Origin of the sequence: Paenibacillus sp. GCM10027629, from assembly GCF_042676425.1 — a bacterium.
Taxonomy (GTDB): Bacteria; Bacillota; Bacilli; order Paenibacillales; family Paenibacillaceae; genus Paenibacillus_K; species Paenibacillus_K terrigena.
In genome coordinates this window covers 41,938-62,549 of sequence record NZ_JBHTGZ010000020.1, presented here as the reverse complement: position 1 = coordinate 62,549, position 20,612 = coordinate 41,938, and the positions used below count along the sequence as shown (strand labels likewise).

At 47.4% G+C, this 20,612-nt stretch carries 15 protein-coding genes, 1 pseudogene and 1 riboswitch; of the genes and pseudogenes, 7 read left to right on the top strand and 9 right to left on the bottom strand.

What is annotated here, in order from left to right; all coding sequences use genetic code 11:
- Positions 1–208 precede the first annotated feature (208 nt).
- The 3 genes and pseudogenes from ACFQZR_RS27650 to rpoE form a co-directional block, all read right to left on the bottom strand.
- Positions 209–589: pseudogene (locus ACFQZR_RS27650) on the bottom strand (response regulator).
- A gap of 130 nt (positions 590–719) precedes the next feature.
- Positions 720–2,321 (bottom strand): CTP synthase, encoded by a 1,602-nt coding sequence (locus ACFQZR_RS27645; protein WP_379351541.1) that lies wholly within the window; start codon positions 2,319–2,321, stop codon positions 720–722.
- A gap of 402 nt (positions 2,322–2,723) precedes the next feature.
- Positions 2,724–3,287 carry a DNA-directed RNA polymerase subunit delta gene (gene rpoE / locus ACFQZR_RS27640; protein ID WP_379351540.1) on the bottom strand — a complete coding sequence of 188 codons (564 nt, stop codon included), beginning with the start codon at positions 3,285–3,287 and terminating at the stop codon, positions 2,724–2,726.
- 1,020 nt (positions 3,288–4,307) lie between these two features.
- On the opposite strand from rpoE, the gene ACFQZR_RS27635 reads away from it, so the two are divergent.
- Positions 4,308–5,447 carry a S8 family peptidase gene (locus tag ACFQZR_RS27635; RefSeq protein ID WP_379351539.1) on the top strand — a complete coding sequence of 380 codons (1,140 nt, stop codon included), beginning with the start codon at positions 4,308–4,310 and terminating at the stop codon, positions 5,445–5,447.
- 108 nt (positions 5,448–5,555) lie between these two features.
- Here the strand turns inward: ACFQZR_RS27635 and argS are convergent, their stop codons facing one another.
- From argS to speE, 5 genes are all read right to left on the bottom strand, one after another.
- The gene (gene argS, locus ACFQZR_RS27630) at positions 5,556–7,241 is read right to left on the bottom strand and encodes an arginine--tRNA ligase (protein ID WP_379351538.1); all 1,686 of its coding nucleotides are present in this window, start codon (positions 7,239–7,241) and stop codon (positions 5,556–5,558) included.
- Positions 7,228–7,674 carry a YwiB family protein gene (locus ACFQZR_RS27625; protein WP_379351537.1) on the bottom strand — a complete coding sequence of 149 codons (447 nt, stop codon included), beginning with the start codon at positions 7,672–7,674 and terminating at the stop codon, positions 7,228–7,230. Before ACFQZR_RS27625 ends, argS begins: the two co-directional genes overlap by 14 nt.
- A gap of 132 nt (positions 7,675–7,806) precedes the next feature.
- Positions 7,807–9,033 (bottom strand): GGDEF domain-containing protein, encoded by a 1,227-nt coding sequence (locus ACFQZR_RS27620; protein WP_379351536.1) that lies wholly within the window; start codon positions 9,031–9,033, stop codon positions 7,807–7,809.
- 103 nt (positions 9,034–9,136) lie between these two features.
- Positions 9,137–10,006, bottom strand: a complete 870-nt coding sequence (speB, locus tag ACFQZR_RS27615) for an agmatinase (protein ID WP_379351535.1) — start codon at positions 10,004–10,006, stop codon at positions 9,137–9,139.
- A 16-nt stretch (positions 10,007–10,022) separates the two neighbouring features.
- Positions 10,023–10,850 (bottom strand): polyamine aminopropyltransferase, encoded by an 828-nt coding sequence (speE, locus tag ACFQZR_RS27610; RefSeq protein WP_379351534.1) that lies wholly within the window; start codon positions 10,848–10,850, stop codon positions 10,023–10,025.
- A gap of 318 nt (positions 10,851–11,168) precedes the next feature.
- On the opposite strand from speE, the gene ACFQZR_RS27605 reads away from it, so the two are divergent.
- A complete protein-coding gene (locus ACFQZR_RS27605; protein ID WP_379351549.1) occupies positions 11,169–13,259 on the top strand; it encodes a transglycosylase domain-containing protein in 2,091 nt (696 codons plus the stop codon).
- A 114-nt stretch (positions 13,260–13,373) separates the two neighbouring features.
- Here ACFQZR_RS27605 and ACFQZR_RS27600 read toward each other — a convergent pair whose 3' ends face one another.
- Positions 13,374–13,874 carry a YwhD family protein gene (locus ACFQZR_RS27600; protein ID WP_018759354.1) on the bottom strand — a complete coding sequence of 167 codons (501 nt, stop codon included), beginning with the start codon at positions 13,872–13,874 and terminating at the stop codon, positions 13,374–13,376.
- Positions 13,875–13,976: 102 nt separating this feature from the next.
- Here ACFQZR_RS27600 and ACFQZR_RS27595 point away from each other — a divergent pair, with 102 nt between their 5' ends.
- The 5 genes from ACFQZR_RS27595 (at position 13,977) to gdhA (ending at position 20,539) form a co-directional block, all read left to right on the top strand.
- A complete protein-coding gene (locus ACFQZR_RS27595; protein WP_379351533.1) occupies positions 13,977–15,962 on the top strand; it encodes a M1 family metallopeptidase in 1,986 nt (661 codons plus the stop codon).
- A gap of 12 nt (positions 15,963–15,974) precedes the next feature.
- Positions 15,975–16,778 (top strand): carbamoyl transferase, encoded by an 804-nt coding sequence (locus ACFQZR_RS27590; protein ID WP_379351532.1) that lies wholly within the window; start codon positions 15,975–15,977, stop codon positions 16,776–16,778.
- A gap of 320 nt (positions 16,779–17,098) precedes the next feature.
- Positions 17,099–17,235: riboswitch (cyclic di-AMP (ydaO/yuaA leader) on the top strand.
- Between the two features lie 5 nt (positions 17,236–17,240).
- The gene (locus tag ACFQZR_RS27585; protein ID WP_379351531.1) at positions 17,241–17,741 is read left to right on the top strand and encodes a C40 family peptidase; all 501 of its coding nucleotides are present in this window, start codon (positions 17,241–17,243) and stop codon (positions 17,739–17,741) included.
- Positions 17,742–17,935: 194 nt separating this feature from the next.
- On the top strand, positions 17,936–18,913 hold the full coding sequence (locus tag ACFQZR_RS27580; protein WP_379351530.1) for a diaminopimelate dehydrogenase: 978 nt from the start codon (positions 17,936–17,938) through the stop codon (positions 18,911–18,913).
- Positions 18,914–19,165: 252 nt separating this feature from the next.
- Complete coding sequence (gene gdhA, locus ACFQZR_RS27575; protein WP_379351548.1) at positions 19,166–20,539, top strand: NADP-specific glutamate dehydrogenase; 1,374 nt, start codon at positions 19,166–19,168, stop codon at positions 20,537–20,539.
- The last annotated feature ends 73 nt before the right edge of the window (positions 20,540–20,612 follow it).

Genomic DNA, 20,612 nt, shown 5'->3' with positions numbered 1-20,612 from the left:
ACAGGAGGATTAGCGTTTCTGCGAAATTTATAAGGAAGTGCATCGAAAAGCGATGCTTTTTCCACACGTATCTATTTCAGAGCATATTTCATAAATGGTTGTTATCACAATAAGAATTGATATTCTATACCCGAGTATTATACCACAAACAGGAACGAAATAGTAAACATGCTTACTCTCCAAATAAAAACAGGACCAAGCGGTCCTGTTAAGAAGCATGTATTCCGTCACGAAGCTGCATATTTACTGCGATACGGATCTCATCAATATCGAACGGTTTGGTGAAATGCATCAGCGCTCCGAGATCTGTCGCCTCTTTAACCATGTCTAATTCACCATAAGCAGTCATCATGATCACTTTAAGAAACGGTTTGATCTGCTTAATATGTTTCAAGATTTCAAGGCCGTCCATCCCCGGAATCTTCATATCAAGTAATACCATATCCGGCTCTTCTTTGCTAACAATTTCTAGTGCGAGTTTCCCGTTCGCCGCCTGAAAGGTCTAATATCCTTCGCTGCCGAATACCTCCATGAGCAATACGCGAATCCCATTCTGATCATCAACAATTAATACCTTCTTCTTCTCCAAACGATTCCCTCCCAAGAGCAACCAGGCGAATATATGGATCATGGATACGGTCCTCTGAACTTGATACCCGTAAATATATTCGCGGAATTTACTCGAATTCCTTCCTGCTCTTGGAAAAAACGTAAAAATATTAGCGTTGTACTTTTAGCGCTGCCTTCACGAACTCACGGAACAATGGCTGAGGACGGTTCGGACGCGAGATAAACTCCGGATGGAATTGTACGGCAAGGAACCATGGGTGTCCAGGCAATTCAACGATTTCAACCAGACGTCCATCCGGTGAAGTACCCGAAATAACAAGGCCTGTACGCTCAATGACTTCACGGTATTCATTGTTGAACTCATACCGGTGACGGTGTCTCTCATAGACAAGCTCATCATTATAACACTGCTGTGCAAGTGTATTATCTTGCAATTTACATGGGTATAATCCAAGACGCATTGTGCCGCCCATTTCTTCAATGTCTTTCTGTTCTGGAAGCAAGTCAATGACCGGATAATCCGTAGTTGGATTGATCTCTGAGCTATTCGCTCCTTCCAATCCTGCCAAGTTACGAGCAACTTCAATGACGGCTACTTGCATGCCGAGGCAAATACCGAAGAACGGAATTTGTTGTTCGCGTGCATAACGGATCGCAGAGATTTTACCCTCGATTCCACGATCGCCAAATCCGCCTGGAACCAAAATCCCTTGAACGCCGCTCAGGTATTCATCCACATTGCTCTCTGTCAATTCTTCTGCATTCACCCAACGGATTTTCACGTCGGAGTTCGCATCAAAACCAGCATGAGACAAGGATTCTACAATACTGAGGTACGCATCATGAAGTGCGACATATTTACCTACAATGGCAATTTCAACGTTATGCTGAAGCTGCTTCACGCGCTCAACTAACTTCTCCCAATCGGTCATATCCGGAGGCGTTGTTGTTAATTTCAAATGATTCACAACGATATCATCTAGACCTTCGTTGCGGAGGTTAAGAGGTACTTCATACAATGTCGAAGCATCACGACACTCTACAACTGCATTCGCATCGATGTCGCAGAACAATGCAATTTTACGTTTCGTATCTTCGGAAAGTTCATACTCCGTACGACATACGATCACGTTCGGTTGAATCCCGATACTGCGTAGTTCTTTGACGCTATGTTGTGTTGGCTTGGTTTTAATTTCACCAGCAGCCTTAATATATGGAATCAACGTACAATGGATATACATTACGTTATCGCGGCCAATGTCGCTCTTGATTTGACGAATCGCTTCAAGGAACGGCAAGCTCTCGATATCCCCTACTGTACCGCCGATTTCTGTAATAACCACGTCAGATCCAGCTTCACGTCCAGCACGGAATACGCGGTCCTTAATTTCATTCGTAATGTGTGGAATTACTTGAACCGTTCCGCCTAAGTATTCACCACGACGCTCTTTGGAAATAACGGAAGAGTACACTTTACCTGTCGTTACATTGCTGTTCTTCGACAAGTTAATATCGATAAAACGTTCATAGTGCCCAAGGTCAAGATCCGTCTCTGCGCCGTCATCGGTTACAAACACTTCACCATGTTGATAAGGGCTCATCGTCCCTGGGTCCACGTTGATGTACGGATCAAATTTCTGAATTGTTACTTTTAACCCTCTGTTCTTAAGCAATCTGCCAAGAGATGCTGCGGTAATCCCTTTTCCTAAAGAAGATACAACCCCGCCCGTCACGAAAATATATTTTGTCACAATCCATACCCTCCTAAACATTTAAAACAGAGCCTAAGCTCTGTCCGACACTGCTACAAAAAAAAGAAAAATCCACTGCGAATCGTTAGTATTAGACTAACCTAATTCACCAAAAAACTTGATAAAAAAAACAAAAAAGTGACTCCCGTAGCCACGGGGCACTTTTCATTCAAAGGTATATAAATTGCAAAATAAATCTTAAGCCCGAAAAATAGTTTACTCTGTCCCAAGTCCCATGTCAAGTGACGTCACAGACTTTCTAAGATGTGGATCTCTTGTCCAAAAATCCCCCGTACTAGGTCGTCAAATGCGGAGCAATTCGGAGGGGTGACAAAAGAAGAGGCCCGCTGTAACGCGAGCCCGCCCTTCTAACGAGACAAAACAATTTTTGCCGCTAGTCCGTTATTTATCTTCTTCTTCTTCGAAGTCGTCAAATTCATCTTCTTCTTCACTGTCTTCCTCGGACTCGTCTTCACCAACAAGTTCCTCGTCATCCATGACAGCTTCATCATCAACTTCGGCTTCTTCTTCTTCATCACCGTACATTTCATCTTGCTCTTCATCAATGTTGTCGAAGTCCTCTTCGTCCGCAGTGTATGAATCTTCTTCATCTGCGAACAATTCTTCGTCATCCATCATGTCATCGTCATCATCATTGATGATACGCGGACGTTTGGAATTCGTCACTGGATCTTCTGAACGCTCAACTGGGTACCAACGCTTCAGGCCCCATAAGTTCGTTCCTACGCATGCGAACCGACCGTCGATGTTAATCTCCGTATACAGTTGTGCGACTACATCTTTGATCTCGTCTTCCGATAGACCTCTTAATTTGGCAACTTCATTCATCAGATCCCGGTAATAAAATGGGTTGTTCGCAGCTTTTAAGATTTCAAAAGCAAGATCCACCATCGGAATCTCGTGCACTTTCTCAGGATCAATTTTTAATTGAAACGGGGTGCTCATTGAAGGACACTTCCTCTCTCACAATGTTCACAACATATAAACATTCTTCTATAACATATCCATATCAAACATAAGTAAAACCTATTTAGGGTAAAAATGCAAGCTTGGCGAGAAAAGGTGAAAGATTAAAAGATATGGCAATAGATGAACGAGGGCTGCTGGACTGGGGGTATCGGCTTTCGTCGCTGTTGTAATCAGAAAACTTAGATTGGACTAGGGTGGATGTTTTCTGATTACAAAGGCGAACGCTTCGCTCTCTATCCGATACCCCTCATTCCATTCGCTACGTTCATCAGGGGGAAGCGCCCCCTCGCCTTCGCTTGCGGGGGAGCGCAGGGAGATGCTCATGCACTTCGTATGCATGAGCACTCTGGGGGTGGGCTCTGGATGAGCTGTCGACATCCAGGTTCTGGGGAGAAGCTTGCAAGAAGCGGTGCAATACAAGAAGGTCCTCCACTGAGTTTAGGAGGACCTTCTTGTATTTATGTATGTGTTGGGTGCGTGTCACGGTTAGGTGGAGGTTCTGATGAGGGACTAGTGTTTTTAAAGGTTGTAAAGTTAAATCGAAAGTAAAAATCGGGTTTTCAGCACCGAGAAGATTGAGTGAAGGCGAAGAAGGAGGACACGGAGTGTAGGCGAAACCTACATGAGTACCTTAAAGTTTTCGGAGAAAACTCGCTTCGGAAGGAATGACTTCGAGTCTGAACTCAAGGTTCGATGCCGAGTTACTCACAGTCAATCTTCGTGATCAAAATCCGATTTTTTACTGGTCCTCTAATGAGGAGTGCGAAGGGGGGGTGCCCTTCGCAGTGACTGTATCCGCCTGAAGAAAACCAGGTTTCTTCACAGGCCTTGTATCTCATAAAGAACCCTGATAGGCTCTCCCTTCATACTATGTCCTCGGGATCGCTTTGACACGAAAGATGGCCTATTTCTTATAAAAAAGGCATGTTACCCAGTCCCTCTTTTCTAGCTAATCATACAATACTGCAACATGGTTAGTCAGGAGGGGACTCCAAATTGGACTACTTAACATTTCTACAATTGCTGCATGACGAAATTGCTCGGGGGGGCGGCTCCCAGAAGAAACAAATCATCCGCTTTGTCCATACCCGCGACTTCAGAAGATGCCTGACACTTTTCAAGAAAATGAAATCCTCTCTTGCCATGCTGAGCGCGGTTCAACCGTCAAGAATTATTCATGCGATGATCTGTCCAGCCATTTCAGAATCGAAGCTGAGTATGTTCAAAAACGACATCTTTATCGAAAAAGATGCGCGAGTCATGAAGGTCCACGCGACCGCACACAAAAACGTGCAATGGGATCATGGAATCCCTTGGGGAGTCCAGCACATCCATGCCCCGCAGACATGGTCTACCTCAACGGGGCACCGCATCAGAATCGGTGTCATTGATACCGGCGTCGATTATCGGCACCCGGATCTTCATCATTCTCTCATGCGCGGCATTAACCTGCTCAACCGCAACATGCTGCCGTACGATGATAATGGGCATGGTACCCATATTGCCGGGACGATCGCTGCCGCCAACCAATTGAAAGGGATCATTGGGGTGGCGCCTCGGGCATTAATTCATCCCGTAAAAGCCTTCGATCACAACGGCTCAGCCTATGTATCCGATATTATTCTCGGGATTGATTGGTGTGTTCGAAATCGAATGCATGTCATCAACATGAGCTTCGGCATGAAGACTAGCAGTAAAGCGCTGTTGAATGCGGTCGTCAATGCCTATAATGCAGGCGTCGTCATCGTCGCCTCTTCTGGCAATGACTCCAAGCGCAAATCGGTCGATTACCCTGCCCGGTATCCGCAGACGATCGCCGTTGGCGCCACGAATCGACTGCACCGAGTCGCCAAATTCAGCAATCGCGGGCAATATATTGATATTTATGCGCCTGGTGACAAGATCATCTCTTCGTGGCTTCGCGGCAATTACAACGAGATGAGCGGCACCTCGATGGCGACCTCGCATGTCAGCGGCGCGATTGCGCTCTTACTCGCGCAAAAGCCAGGCCTCTCGCCGAGCGAGATCAAGGCGCTGCTGCGCCGCTCGGCAACGACCATCCGCGGGCTCCGCTCGTCAAAGCCCGCGCCCGGCGAAGTCGACGCGCTGCGCCTGCTGCGCGAGGCGGAGCGCTAGACGCCAAGCAGCCCCACCGCATGCGAAAGCTCGCGGTGGGGCTGCTCGTGCTGCTGCGCGCACGCGGCCACAGGCCGTGCGCGAAGGCAGCGCCTTGAGCGCATGTGCCTACATGCGCTCTGGCGCAGATACGCCAACGAGGCGCAGCGCGTTGGCGATGACCGTGCGCACCGCGCCCAGCAATGCGAGGCGCGCTTGCGTAACCGACGCGTCTTCAATGATGACGCGTTCAGCTTTGTAATAACTGTGGAACAGCGAAGCTAGTTCATACACGTAACGAATAATCCGGTGCGGCGCATAACCTTGCGCTGCCACCGCGATTTCTTCCGGAAGCTCACCCATCTTACGCAGCAAATCATATTCATGCTCTGCTGTAAGCTTCGTGAGGTCTACTTCGGATAACGGCAGAATAACTACACCTTGCTCTTCCGCTTGACGGAAAATGCTGCAAACACGCGCATAAGCGTATTGTACGTAGAATACCGGGTTCTCATTCGATGTTGAAATGGCGAGGTCCATGTCGAAATCAAGATGGGAGTCCATCGAACGCATCGTGAAGAAGTAACGGATCGCATCTACGCCGACTTCATCCATCAAATCTTCCATCGTAACAGCTTTACCTGTACGCTTGGACATCTTCACCTTCTCGCCGTTCTGAAACAAACTCACCATCTGAGCAATCAATACAGTCAGCTTCGCGGGATCGTTGCCGAGTGCTTCCATCGCTGCTTTAACACGCGGAATATAACCGTGGTGATCGGCACCCCAGATATTGATCATTTGATCGTAGCCGCGCGCGTACTTATTCCGGTGATACGCGATATCCGGTGTCAAATACGTATACGTGCCGTCGTTCTTCACCAAGACGCGGTCCTTATCATCGCCGTAAGGCGTTGTACGAAGCCAGGTTGCGCCCTCTTCTTCGAACACTTGGCCTTTTTCTTTCAATTCATCCAGAGACTCAATTACAGCGCCCGTCTCATAGAGTGATGTCTCACTAAACCATTCGTCAAAGTGAACTTTGAAACGGCCTAAATCGCGTTTAATCTTATTCAATTCTTTCTCAAGTCCATAACCACGGAAAAATTTCGTACGCTCTTCATCCGTTAATGACAGCAAGCTGTCGCCTTTCTCCGCAACCAATTCCTTGGCAAATCCTTTAATGTCTTCGCCGTAGTAGCCGTCTTCAGGCATTTCAGCGTCAACACCAAGCTCCTGCTTGTAACGAACTTCAATCGATTTGCAGAGATTTACTACTTGGTTCCCTGCATCATTAATATAGTACTCACGCGTGACGTTATAGCCAGCAAAATCAAGCACATTACATAATGCATCACCCACGGCTGCACCGCGTGCATGACCCAGGTGCAAGCTGCCTGTTGGGTTCGCACTCACGAACTCGATTTGGACCTTCTTACCCGCTCCTGCGTTGACACGACCGAAGCCGTCACCTTGCGCTGCAACTTCAGCAATAACCGGATACAAATAACTTTTGTTCAGACGGAAGTTAATAAACCCTGGTCCTGCAATCTCAGCACTCTCGATAGATGCTGTGCTCTTATCCAGGTTCGCGATAATCGCTTCAGCGATTTGACGCGGGTTCTTCTTCGCAATTTTCGTTAATTGCATCGCGGCATTCGTCGCAAGATCCCCATGGGACTTGTCCTTCGGTACTTCGATCACGAAAGCTGGCAGCTCTTCTCTAGTCACAAGACCCGCTGCAATAACTGCTTCACCGACCGCATTCTTCACGGCATTATTTAGTTGCTCCAATACACTTTCATTCTGACTCATGATCCGGATCCTCCTGTATCGTTAAACTCACTTTGAATTGTCCTGTACTCTCTTCATGCGCGAACAGCTCATAATCCCACTCCACCGTTCCTGCAACGTCCTGCATGTCGATCTGCAGCCGTGAGGTCCATTGCGATAATTGCAATTGAACGAATGGCGAGCGATAGAACCCAGTCAATCTGCATCCCATCTGAAAAGATTGCTCCGACTGCACGGCGCCATGACGAATCAGCTTAATCGTATCGCTACCAAGCTTCAGGGTTGTCATCGTCTTCGCAGCCTCTCCTGTAAGCGGCGTATCTGTCAAGTTCTCCTCGTAGCGAATATAGATATGGCTATCCTTATCAATCCGCTCACCTCGGAACTCTTGAATGGTCTGCCCTTGCTCTTGATCGCTCACGATGCGTATTCGCACCCGATGTTTCTTCGGCATTACCACGCTCTCCTGTCACCATTAATTCTATCTCACTACTATACCCAGTTCGTCCTATGAATTCAAACAGTTCCTTGCTTCACAGACAAAAAACCGCCGAAAGGCTCGGTGCCTACCAGCGGCTCAAATGATTCAATTCCATCCCAAACGCCGAGAGTGTCCTGCCGAATCCCCCGCTTGATACACCGATACCCGATTTCGTCCAGCCGTCTTCGCCGCATAGAGCGCCTGATCCGCTTCATCCATCACTTTATGCATATCATTCACGGTATGCACACGATCTCGATTGCAGCCAGCGAGTCCGAAGGACACGGTAATGAATGCACTCTGCTGCGTTGGCAGAGTGCAGAGATGACCAGCCACGGCTTCCCGGATTTGATTCGCGATCTTTTCCGACTTCTCAATGCCGCTCGATAGAATCAGGCAGAATTCCTCGCCTCCCATACGCGCGAGAATATCTTTTTTGGGACAATACTCTGACAGCAGCTTTGAGAATTGCCTCAGCACCTCGTCACCTGCCGCATGACCATAAGTATCATTGATGGATTTAAAATAGTCGATATCTGCAATCATGACGGTGTAGTCTCGATTCGTATCCTGCATGCGCTTCACAAGTCGCGTGATTTTCAGATGTAGCGATCGTAAGTTATCTAATTTGGTCAGAAAATCTTGCATCGCATTCCGTTGAAAGTACACGTACATCTCTAGAGATTGAATCACATAATGCATAATGAAGTACATCACAACGGCAACAACGAGCATCGATCCAATATACAGGAGCAATTCTCCCAGATCCATGCCCTTCATGATAAAGAATCCGGATTGCAAGAGTATAGTGGTCGTACTAATCAACGCCCATCTCCAATGACGCTCCAGATCCAGCCGCAATCCAATCCACGTGATCGCAAATGCGATCAGATCAATGCAGTTGAGCTCCTCAGCCATTCGAACGCTCGGATCCACAAGCCATCGCATCGCCGTGATACACGTGAGTGTAAAGATCCCCGATACGACGCCTCCTCCATAGAGTGAGATAAAAATAAAGTACGTCTGAAGTCCAATCGTCAAGGCATCGATAAAATGGAAATCGTCGATATTCGTAATCGTAAGAACACTTAGAAGCACCGTGATACTGGCCAGAATCCCACCAATCAAACCAAATAAGACACGATATCGTTTGGGTGAACGTTCGATATAAACCATCGATAATTTTTTGAAGAACAGACTATATGTCACAATAAATGCTGCGAGCAGCGAAATAAAATTAAGCACAATACTTGCTGAGTTCACAAGAATGAATTTCCTAACTGGATCAATATCCACGATTGGAAAATCGAATACGTACACTACACTTTTCACCCTCCTCTAAGATGTGATCCCAGTATACCGTATGGAGAATGATGGTGTAACAAAAGAAAGCCAGGAAATAGTTGTAAACCCACTATTCCTGGCTTATTCTTCTTTATTTCACGAAACCGAGCAGCATCTCACGGATAACTTTGGCTGCTACGATCTGCGTCTGTTCCGTTGGATCGTAAGCCGGTGCTACTTCCACCAAATCACAACCTACCACATTCACGTTCGAGCGCGCGATCGCATGAACCGCTTCCAGCAACTCTTTGGATGTGATGCCGCCTGCTTCAGCTGTACCTGTTCCTGGCGCAGCTGAAGGGTCAAGCACATCGATATCAATCGTTACGTATACCGGACGTCCTGCAAGTTCTGGCAGCACCTTTTTGAGCGGCTCAAGCACTTCGAACGGGTGGAAATTGATGTTCTCACGTGCATATTGGAACTCCTCACGGGAACCGGAACGAATACCAAATTGGTAGATATTCTTGCCGCCCATCAGACCTGCTGCTTTGCGAAGCGGCGTCGAGTGCGACAATGGCTCTCCTTCATACGATTCCCGAAGGTCAGCATGCGCATCGAAATGGATGATCGCAAGATCTGGATATTTCTTGTAGACTTCTTGGAAGATCGGCCAAGAAACTAAGTGCTCTCCGCCTAAGCCGATCGGGAATTTATCATCAGCCAGCAGCTTACCAACAAATTCGCCGATAATATCTAAGCTGCGCGCTGCATTGCCGAAAGGTAAGAGCAGGTCGCCAGCATCAAAATAAGTCATATCTGTAATGCTCTTATCGAGATAAGGGCTATATTCTTCTAATCCAATCGATACTTCACGAATACGAGGCGGGCCAAAGCGTGAGCCTGGGCGGAAACTTACTGTGAAGTCCATTGGCATACCATAGATGACCGCCTTGGAGTTCTCATAATCGTCCGAGCTGCAAATAAAGACATTACCGGAGTAAGCCTGATCTAAACGCATCGTTCTTGTCTCCTCCTTATTTGCACAGGTCTTCTACAAATTTCGGCAATGCAAATGCCGCTTTGTGTAAGCGAGGGCTGTAGTATTTCGTGTCGATTTCTGGAATTTGTGTCTCGTCCACTTCAAGCGGATCGTATTTCTTGCTGCCCATTGTAAACGTCCATAGGCCGCTTGGATATGTTGGTACGTTCGCAGCAAATACGCGAACAATTGGGAAAATTTCTTTGACATCTTTGTTGACCTTCTGGATCAAATCAGCCTTGAACCAAGGGTTGTCCGTCTGTGCAACGAAGATTCCGTCTTCTTTAAGCGCTTCGAAGATCCCTTGATAGAACCCACGCTCGAACAATGGTGCTGCAGGGCCAACAGGCTCCGTGGAGTCAACCATTACTACATCATATTTATCCTTCGCTTCATGGATGTGCATGAAACCGTCGCCTACGATAACTTCTACGCGAGGATTGTCCAGTTCTCCGGCGATCTCCGGCAAATATTTCTTCGAGTACTCAATTACTTTACCGTCGATCTCAACCAAAACAGCTTTCTCCACTTGCGGGTGCTTCAATACTTCACGAATAACGCCACCGTCTCCGCCGCCAACAACTAGCACATGCTTCGGATTCGGGTGCGTGTACAACGCCGGATGAGCGACCATCTCATGATAGACAAACTCGTCTTTAATCGTTGTCATGACCATGCCGTCCAAGACAAGCATACGTCCGAATTCTTCCGTATCGATCATCGCGAGGTCTTGAAAATCCGTTTTTTCTGTTACAAACGTTTCTTTCACTTTAGCTGTAATCCCGAAGGATTCCGTTTGTTTCTCCGTGTACCACAATTCCATCGTAGTTAGCCTTCTTTCTTCTCGTAGATTAATCGTTTAGGGACGATTACGTATCACGCTCTTTCCCATGTTTTTTTGAAATATAAGAAATTGGTCTTATATTTCTCGAAGAAAACGCTTATCATCCGCTTGTGATGTCGAAGTCGCTTCTTCTAGGACAAGATGTATTATAATAAAACTTGCCAAAAAAGCAACAGTATAAGTTGTCAGAATCTAAAATTTAATATTTCGGACACGAATGAATATGACTTTCTAACTTTTTCCATACTAAGGGATAGGTGGAATTCACCCAGATTGGAACAAGAAAGGATGGAAGGGATGTCGCGTCATCAGGCGAGTAAATCAGAGTCCCATGCGGCCCATGCCAAATCAAAACCTTCGCGAAGGGTGCGTCTATTGAAGCGTCTCGGAGCGGCAGCGTTATTCCTGTTCCTACTCCTCCTTATCGGTACAGGTGGCTTACTTATCTATCTCCGAGCCGATTCCCTGCCTGTCTCCTCGATGGGAATAGCCTCCAAGTTCGTGGATCGCGAAGGGCAAATCATTGGTTATTTTCAACCGCAATCCGGTATTTCGAGACGTCCTGTAGGACTCTCTGATATTGCACCTGACCTGATCCATGCCACGTTATCTGTCGAAGATCGTCACTTCTACAATCATATTGGATTCGACATCAAGGGGATGGCTCGTGCAGCGCTTGTCAATATAGAGCATTTGGAGACGAAACAGGGCGCTAGCACGCTAACCCAGCAATTAGCTCGCAATCTGTACTTGAGTCATGAACGCACATGGACGCGCAAAGCGAAGGAAGCCATGTATACCATTCAGTTGGAAATGAACTTAAGTAAAGATGAGATCTTGAACCAATATTTGAACAATATTTATTATGGTCACGGCGCCTACGGGATTGAACCCGCCGCAGAGCTATACTACGGCAAGCCTGCCAAATCACTGACGCTGGCGGAGAGTGCGATGCTCGCGGGTATACCGAAGGGACCTAAGTATTATTCCCCATTTCGTGATATGAAAAATGCCAAAGATCGGCAGCGAACAGTCCTCCTCACGATGGTCGAATGTGGATACATTACGAAGCAGCAAGCGGACACTGCTTATCATGAAATCTTGAAATTCAAGCCGCTCGAGACGCCGCAAGAAGGAGAGATCGCTCCTTACTTCCGAGACTATATTCGCAATGTTGTGACGGATAAGCTCGGGTTCGACGAGTCTCTGCTAGCCGAAGGTGGCATTACCGTCTATACGACACTCGATTTGCACGCGCAGCAAGCAGCTGAACAGGCCATCGCGAAACAAATCCCCACAGATTCGGATTTACAAGCAGCGCTCGTCTCCATTGATCCGCGCAGCGGCTATGTCAAAGCGATGGTCGGCGGGACACACTATAAGACCAATCAGTTTAACCGTGTATTCGCGAAGACGAGACAGCCCGGATCTGCCTTCAAGCCCATTATGTATCTAGCTGCGCTTGAGAGTAACCAAATGACTAGCATGTCCCGGTTCAAGAGCGAACCGACCTTGTTCCATTATGATGAAAACCGTAAAACATACGAGCCCAGTAACTATGGAGGCAAATATTTCGGTGAAATTGATATGCGCCGAGCGATTGCCGTCTCTGACAACATCTATGCCGTGAATACGATTATGAAGATCGATCCGCTCAATGTGGTCGAAATGGCTCGGAAGATGGGCATTGACAGCCTACTAAAGCCCTTACCGTCACTCGCACTAGGCACATTCCCGATCAGTCCATTCGAGATGGCCTCCGCCTATGCTGTCATTAGCAATCAAGGCGAGCGGGTTGAGCCTATTGCCGTCTTACGGATTGCCGATGCCAAAGGGAACTCAATCTATGAAGCCCCAACCCCGCAGCATACGCAGGTGACGGATGCCGCGCATACCTATGTCTTAACTAACCTGCTCGAGAGCGTCTTCGATACCGGCGGAACCGGCAACCGGGTCTCATCGCTCATGAAGCGTCCTGTCGCCGGTAAGACAGGAACGACCGATAACGACGCTTGGCTGGTCGGCTATACACCGGAGCTCTCGACCGCTGTCTGGGTCGGTTATGATCGTGGGAAAATGATCCATGCCGTTGATGCCCACAAGGCAGCCCCTATCTTCGCACAATTCACCGAAGAAGCGCTGCGCAATGTGCCGCCAAAGATATTTCCGATTCCCGAAGGCGTCGTCAATGTCTATATTGATCCGCAGACAGGTCAGCTCGCGACAACCGCATGTCCGGACAAGCGGCTCGAAGCCTTCGTCGTCGGTACCGAGCCAACCGAATCCTGCAGCGTACACCACGGAGAAGAGACGAAGCAAGAAGGAACAGAATCTTCGCCGCAGCACCGCTCCTGGTGGCAAGATGTCAAACGTTGGTGGACGGGTTAACAAAGTGGGGACTCGGCTTCGAAGTGATTCAGGTACTTTGCGGGGGCCCCTTTAAAATAAAAAAAGAGACAGCACTCCATCTCGGATCGCTGTCTCTTCTTCTATAATATAGCCCTATGCTAATGCTTCCTTCACGCTATCGCTGGTACGCTCCCACCATTCTGGATTGTGCTGCATGAGCAGCTCGCGAAGAAGCTTCTTCTCCTCCGCATCTAGTCCTTCCAGCATCACACGGCGTTTCAACGCATAATCCAGCTTGTTCACATGCTCCGCAAGAATTTTCCATCCGCGCTTGATCTCCGGATCAACAGCCATTTCACAAGCCGTCATACCGCCGTAGAACGGACCTTCTTCATTGCGGTCAACCGCAACCCAGACAATCCAGCATTTCCGGCCATTCGGCACATCTTCCCGATTCGTGAGGAACTTAATTCCGCGTTCTACCTTACTCTTCGCGTGCATCGCACCAATATCAATATAAGCTTCTCCTTGATCGATAATGACCGGGGAGACGTTATTCAAATCGATTGAACCTGCGCCAAATCCCTTATGTTCCTTCTTGCTAACAACATTCAGGGCTAGCTGTTTCTTCGGTTTTTGCTCTTCTGAACTCATCCGCATTATACCTCCAAGTGATTTAATTTTATTTTAGCTAATATTATTGAAATTGCAAACATATACATGCTGTACATGCTTGTCAACGGGAGGTAAACGTGTATGACCCCAAGTCAAACGAAACGTATTCTAACGATCTCGCTCATCGTTTGTCTGCTCGGCTATGCCATCTGGTTCAGTAAAAACCAGGCAGATCATCTATCCACCATGTCTATGCTTCCAGAACAGCGCACAGCTATAAGTGACAAGGCTGAGCCGCAGACCATTGAGGAGCCCACCTCTAAAGTGTATAGCAAACGTATCGTTGAATATCACATGAATGTGAAGCTCGAAGACTCACCCATCGGCAAAACGCTGCAAGGCAGCCAATCCGTCACGTGGACCAACCCCGGCAAAAATATCGTGAATGAGCTGTATTTCCACCTCTATCCGAATGCATTTGCGTCCAAGCAGTCCACCTTTATTCAAGAATCTGGAGGCAAATTACGCGGAGATGTTATGAAGGAAGGCAGCTACGGGTCCATGGAAATCACCGACATGCAGACCGAAGAAGGTATGTCGCTCATGAAACGAATGCAATATGTGCAGCCCGATGACAACAATCCGAATGATCGCACCTTAATGAAGGTTCGGCTCTCTCAACCGGTCAAGCCCGGCCAGTCCATCACGCTCAATATGAAGTTCAATGTAAAAATGCCGGGTGTCTTCGCACGTATGGGTGTCGCTGGCAACTTCGTCATGGCGGGACAATGGTTCCCGAAGCTCGCTGTCTACGAACCTGCAGGCATGCGAGGACGGACCACTGAAGGATGGAATATCCATCAATATCACGGGAACTCCGAATTCTATTCTGATTTCGGAACTTACAACGTTCGCATCCAGGTCCCTGAAGCGTATAAAGTTGCCGCCTCAGGCTTCCCAACCAAAAGCGCAGCCCAACAAGACGGCTACAAAACTTATCAATATTATGCGGAGGATGTGCACGACTTCGCATGGGCCGCATCGCCGGATTTCATCTATGCGGAGCAGCCATTCTCTGCGCCGAACGTTCCTGGTGTACGAATCAAGCTATACCTTGATCCAGCGCATAAGGATCTACAAGAGCGGTACTTCCATGCTGCCAAGGTGGCGCTTGCCCGTTACAGTGAATGGTACGGAGAATATCCGTATTCTACGCTATCGATCATCGTACCGCCCAAAGAAGGTAACGGCGCGGGCGGGATGGAGTACCCAACCCTCATTACAGCTTTTGGCGCGATGGATGACAACCCCGGATATGATCTAGAGCGTACCGTTGTGCATGAAATCGGACATCAATATTTCTACGGCATGCTCGCGAGCAATGAATTTGAAGAAGCTTGGCTGGATGAAGGATTCACCTCCTATGCAGAGGACCGCGTCATGGAGACGGAATACGGGATCGTCGCGAATTTGCCGATTGAATCGAGCTACATGACTGACCCAGCTCCTCTGTCTCTCTTTGCATGGAAGTACAAAGACTCCAATCAGTACGCCGAAAATGTGTACACACGTGGCAAGCTGGTGCTTATCGCCCTAGAGAAGCAAGTGGGAGCCAAGACGATGGCCAAAATAATGAAGACATACACGAAGAAATGGGCATTCCGTCATCCTACCACCTCAGATTTCCAGCGTGTCGTCGAACAAGTAACGAAGAAGGATTGGACCGATTTCTTCAATCAATATGTCTATAAAGGGTTCATGACGGACTATGCTGTAGAGAGTATTACCGCCAAGAAGGTAGAAAATAACGGAACATCCGCGTATGAATCCAAAGTCATTCTTCGTAAAAAAGGCGGTGATTATCCGCAGGTTCCTGTCGTATTCATGTTCAAAGACGGCACTTCCGTCAAGCGAACCTGGGACGGCGCATCAGCAACGATTCAATATACACTCACCCATAAGACACCGCTGGATTGGGTCATGATTGACCCGCAAGACACCATGGTGCTCGAGAATAAACGCATCAATAACTATATGAAGGCCCAAATTGATGAGGCCGTCAAAACACGAATCAATTTCAGCACAGCGAAACTGATCGAGAGTATCTTGAACGCACTCGGATGGTGAGGTGAACCCGGAATGAACTATATTAAAGAAAGTTTTAGCATCGTCAAACATCATTTTTATATCGTCATCATTCTATTCTTGTACCAGCTGATCTGGGGCTTCTTCCTCTATCGATTTATCGACGCCATCGTGGTCCCTATTCTGGAACACTACCCGGATCCCCACCCCACCGAGACGAGTATGCAGATGTTCCTGATTGAGAGTCAGTTCCAACTTATGAAAACGGACATCCTCGATTATTACCTCTGGATGCTCGCAGGGCTGTTCTTGATTCGCATGTTAATTACCCCATTCATCAACGCAGGACTCTATTATTCTATTCATCACCAAGACGATAAAGGACTCCTGTTCTTCAAAGGCATTAAATACGCTTGGAAGCCGGTCTGCTTGTTCTATTGGCTGGAGAACCTGCTGATCCTTGCTCCCGCGTACTGGGTAGTTCCATACTTCTATCAGGAATGGAAGCTCTACGATCTAGAGCACCTGGGGATATCCTTCCTCCCGATCATCTTCGGATGGATTGTATTCGCTTGGATCATTCACCAGTTGTTCTTATTTATGCAATTTGGACAGGTGAGCAAGGCCGGGGTATTCCAAGGGCTGCTTCTCTCCCTCAAAAATCTGCCGATGATCCTGGGGATCACCCTTCTATTACTTGCACTGCTGTTATTGATAAGCGGAATTTTCACAGCGGCCGCATGGATCTGGACAGGACTCCTTGCCATTATTCTTCATCAGACCTATCATCTCGTCCGCTCCATCGTCAAGGTATGGGGTATTGCAGCACAATATAAATTGTGGCAGAGCAAATGCTAATTCAACCCTACAAAGTGATGTTATTGCTTCGAAGCTGATTCAGGTACTTTGCGGGGGCCCCGAAAAAGAAATAAATCTAAGCGAGCGCCCTGGAAGCTCAGAATGCTGAAACTCGTCCAAATGTCATGAGAAGTAACAAATAAACCCGAATTTCGCCTAGCGAAGCTCGGGTTATTCGCTGTTTTTCGCAAAAAAAAGGGATAAAAACGTAAAAAGGGTTTGTCAAAGAGCAGACCGTCTGGTAGAATAACAATTAGTTAAGATTTTGTAATAAGTTTGTAATCAATTTTGTCATTATTGACACTTGTATCCGGTGCACCAAATCATTGAAGCCGAGTTCCTGCGCACCAGGAAACGGGGGAACCATCTTTGGGTGAATTGATCTTGCAAGTAAGGGATCATAGGGAGCCTTCAACCGAACCCTTAGCTAACCTCGTAGGCGTTGGAAGGAGTTTTACCCTTTTGAAAAAGTTATTCAGCTCTACGATCGTGGCACTTGCATTAACAATGGCAGTCTCTGTTGGTAGCGCTTTCGCTGCTGATTCCAAACTTGACAAAGAAGTTAAGGATGTTCTTGGCACTCGCTATCTGAGCGGTGGCACATCGACAAGTGGATTTGATTGCTCTGGATTTACGATGTATATCTTCAAGCAATTCGACGTCAAACTTCCACACCAATCAGGATCCCAGTACAAGATGGGTAAGAAAGTTGCAAAATCTGATCTTGAATCCGGAGATCTCGTATTCTTCAATACAAACGGTAAAGGCATCTCGCATGTCGGCATCTACGTAGGTGAGAATAAATTTGCACATGCATCCAGCAAAAGAGGGATTACAATTTCTAGCTTAAGCGATTCGTATTATGTGAAACGTTATGTTGGTGCAACAAGAGTGACGAATTCGGACATTTTTGATGACACCAATGACAATGACGGGAATCAAGATCACGATGATGTAGAATAATAAGGAGGAGCCCGCGAAGTCCATCCATTGGACACATCGCGGGTTTCTTTTTAACCAAAGTCGTATTAATAAAAGTAAGAACCTCGATAGAGGTTTTTTCTCACCAATAACGTTTACATTTAATGTAATATATCTATATACTTTAAAGGGTGGACAAGCAGATTATTGGAATACCCTAGAGGAGGACTTTATCAATGCAAAAGATTAAAGTAGGTATTGTTGGTTACGGTAACTTGGGGAAAGGCGTAGAGAAAGCGATTCGCCAGAACCAAGACTTGGAGCTCGTAGCGGTATTCACGCGCAGACAGCCAGATCAAATCGCGACAGAAGGTATCAAATTCGAGCATATCTCTGCTGCAGAGCAATATAAAGGCATCATTGACGTGATGATTCTGTGCGGAGGTTCGGCGACAGATCTTCCAGAACAGACACCTGTCATCGCCAAAATGTTCAATACGATCGACAGCTTCGACACGCATGCGAAAATTCCCGAATTTTTCAACACGGTGGATACAGCTGCGAAAGAAGGCGGTAACCTCAGCGTTATTTCGACAGGCTGGGATCCGGGATTATTCTCCCTTAATCGACTTCTTGCTGAGTCTATCCTTCCCGAAGGCAAAGATTACACGTTCTGGGGCAAAGGCGTTAGCCAAGGCCACTCCGATGCGATCCGTCGCGTACCAGGCGTGAAAGCTGGCGTACAGTACACTGTACCGGTTCAAGAAGTCATCGACCGCATTCGTTCGGGTGAGACGCCTGAGCTTACTACACGTGAGAAGCATCTGCGTGAGTGCTATGTTGTCGCTGAAGAAGGTGCAAACCAAGACCAAATTCGTGAGACGATCGTAAATATGCCGAACTATTTCTCTGATTATGACACAACCGTGACATTCATCTCCGAGGAGCAGCTTCAGGCTGAGCACCAAGGCATGCCACATGGCGGATTCGTTATTCGCAGTGGTGTAACTGGTGAGAATACGAAGCAAATTATTGAGTTTGGACTCAAGCTTGAGAGCAACCCTGAGTTCACGGCAAGCGTACTTGTAGCTTACGCTAGAGCGGCTCATCGCCTTAGCCAAGAGGGTGCAACTGGCGCGAAAACAGTATTCGATATTCCACTTGGATATTTGTCTCCGAAATCGGCTGAAGAGCTTCGCCGCGAATTGTTATAGTCTATATATTTGCGCAAACCTGGTCATCTTAACGATGATCAGGTTTTTTGTTTTTTACGGAAGCGATTACATGTTTTATGTAATAGTAATGTAAACGTTTTTACCGTTTATCGCTTTAGTGCGATAGCGCTATTTAATCGCTTTGTAAAATAATTTCTATTGGAGAAATGACGTCATTTTGTATAGTATAAAATGCAAATCATCGTACACAAAGTGTAAATCAAAATTTAATAAAGGAGTGTTTGAACAGTGATCACGGCCATCCCAGAACAAAATCAAACGGCAGCAAAAGAATATGTACAATCGGTTTATGAATTGGTAATCAAACGCAACCCATACGAGAGCGAGTTCCACCAAGCGGTAAAAGAAATCCTCGATTCCCTCGTGCCTGTATTCGCAAAGCATCCGAAATACAAGGAGCATGGCATTCTTGAGCGCATCGTTGAGCCTGAGCGGATGGTATCGTTCCGTGTGCCTTGGGTGGATGACAACGGCAAAGTTCAAGTGAACCGCGGATTCCGCGTACAATTCAACAGCGCGATCGGACCTTACAAAGGCGGACTTCGCTTCCACCCTTCCGTTAACGCCAGCATCATCAAGTTCCTCGGATTCGAGCAAATCTTGAAGAACTCCCTGACTGGACAACCTATTGGCGGCGGTAAAGGCGGATCCGACTTCGATCCGAAGGGAAAATCCGACAACGAAATTATGCGCTTTACGCAAAGCTTCATGACCGAATTGTCGAAATATATCGGACCGGACGTTGACGTTCCTGCGGGAGACATCGGCGTTGGCGGAAGAGAAATCGGATATATGTTCGGACAATACAAGCGCCTACGCGGCGGTTACGAAGCTGGCGTATTGACAGGCAAAGGCATTATCTACGGCGGAAGCTTGGCGAGAACAGAAGCAACAGGTTACGGCTGCGTATACTTCGCGAACGAAATGCTGACAGCAAAAGGCTTAAGCTTCGAAGGCAGCACGGTAGTTGTCTCTGGTTCAGGTAACGTGTCGATCTATGCGATCGAGAAAGCTCACCAGCTTGGCGCGAAAGTTGTCGCATGCAGCGATTCGAACGGCTATGTGTACGATCCGAACGGGATCAACCTTGAAACAGTGAAGCGTCTCAAAGAAGTAGAACGCAAACGGATTAAAGAATATGTAGCAGAGCATCCAGGCGCTGTGTACACCGAAGGATGCGACGGCATCTGGTCCATCCCTTGTGATATCGCACTTCCTTGTGCAACGCAAAACGAAATCAACGAAGAATCAGCGAAATTGCTGGTTGCGAACGGCGTGAAAGCAATCAGTGAAGGCGCGAATATGCCTTCGACGCTTGAAGCGATCGACGTATTCTTGAACAATCAAGTATTGTTCGGACCTGCAAAAGCTGCCAACGCAGGCGGCGTTGCAGTATCCGCCCTCGAAATGGCACAGAACGGCATGCGCTTGCAGTGGACATTCGAAGAAGTCGATGCGAAGCTTCACAGCATCATGAAGAACATCTATGCGAACAGCGTTCGTGCAGCTGATGAGTACGGTTATTCCGGTAACTTGGTTGTCGGCGCGAACATCGCCGGATTCCTTCGTGTAGCTGATGCGATGATCGCGCAAGGCATCGTATAATATCCAAGAAAGTCATCGAACGAATAGATATAGCATAAGAGCCGGGCGTCTCGCGTAAGCGATAGCCCGGCTC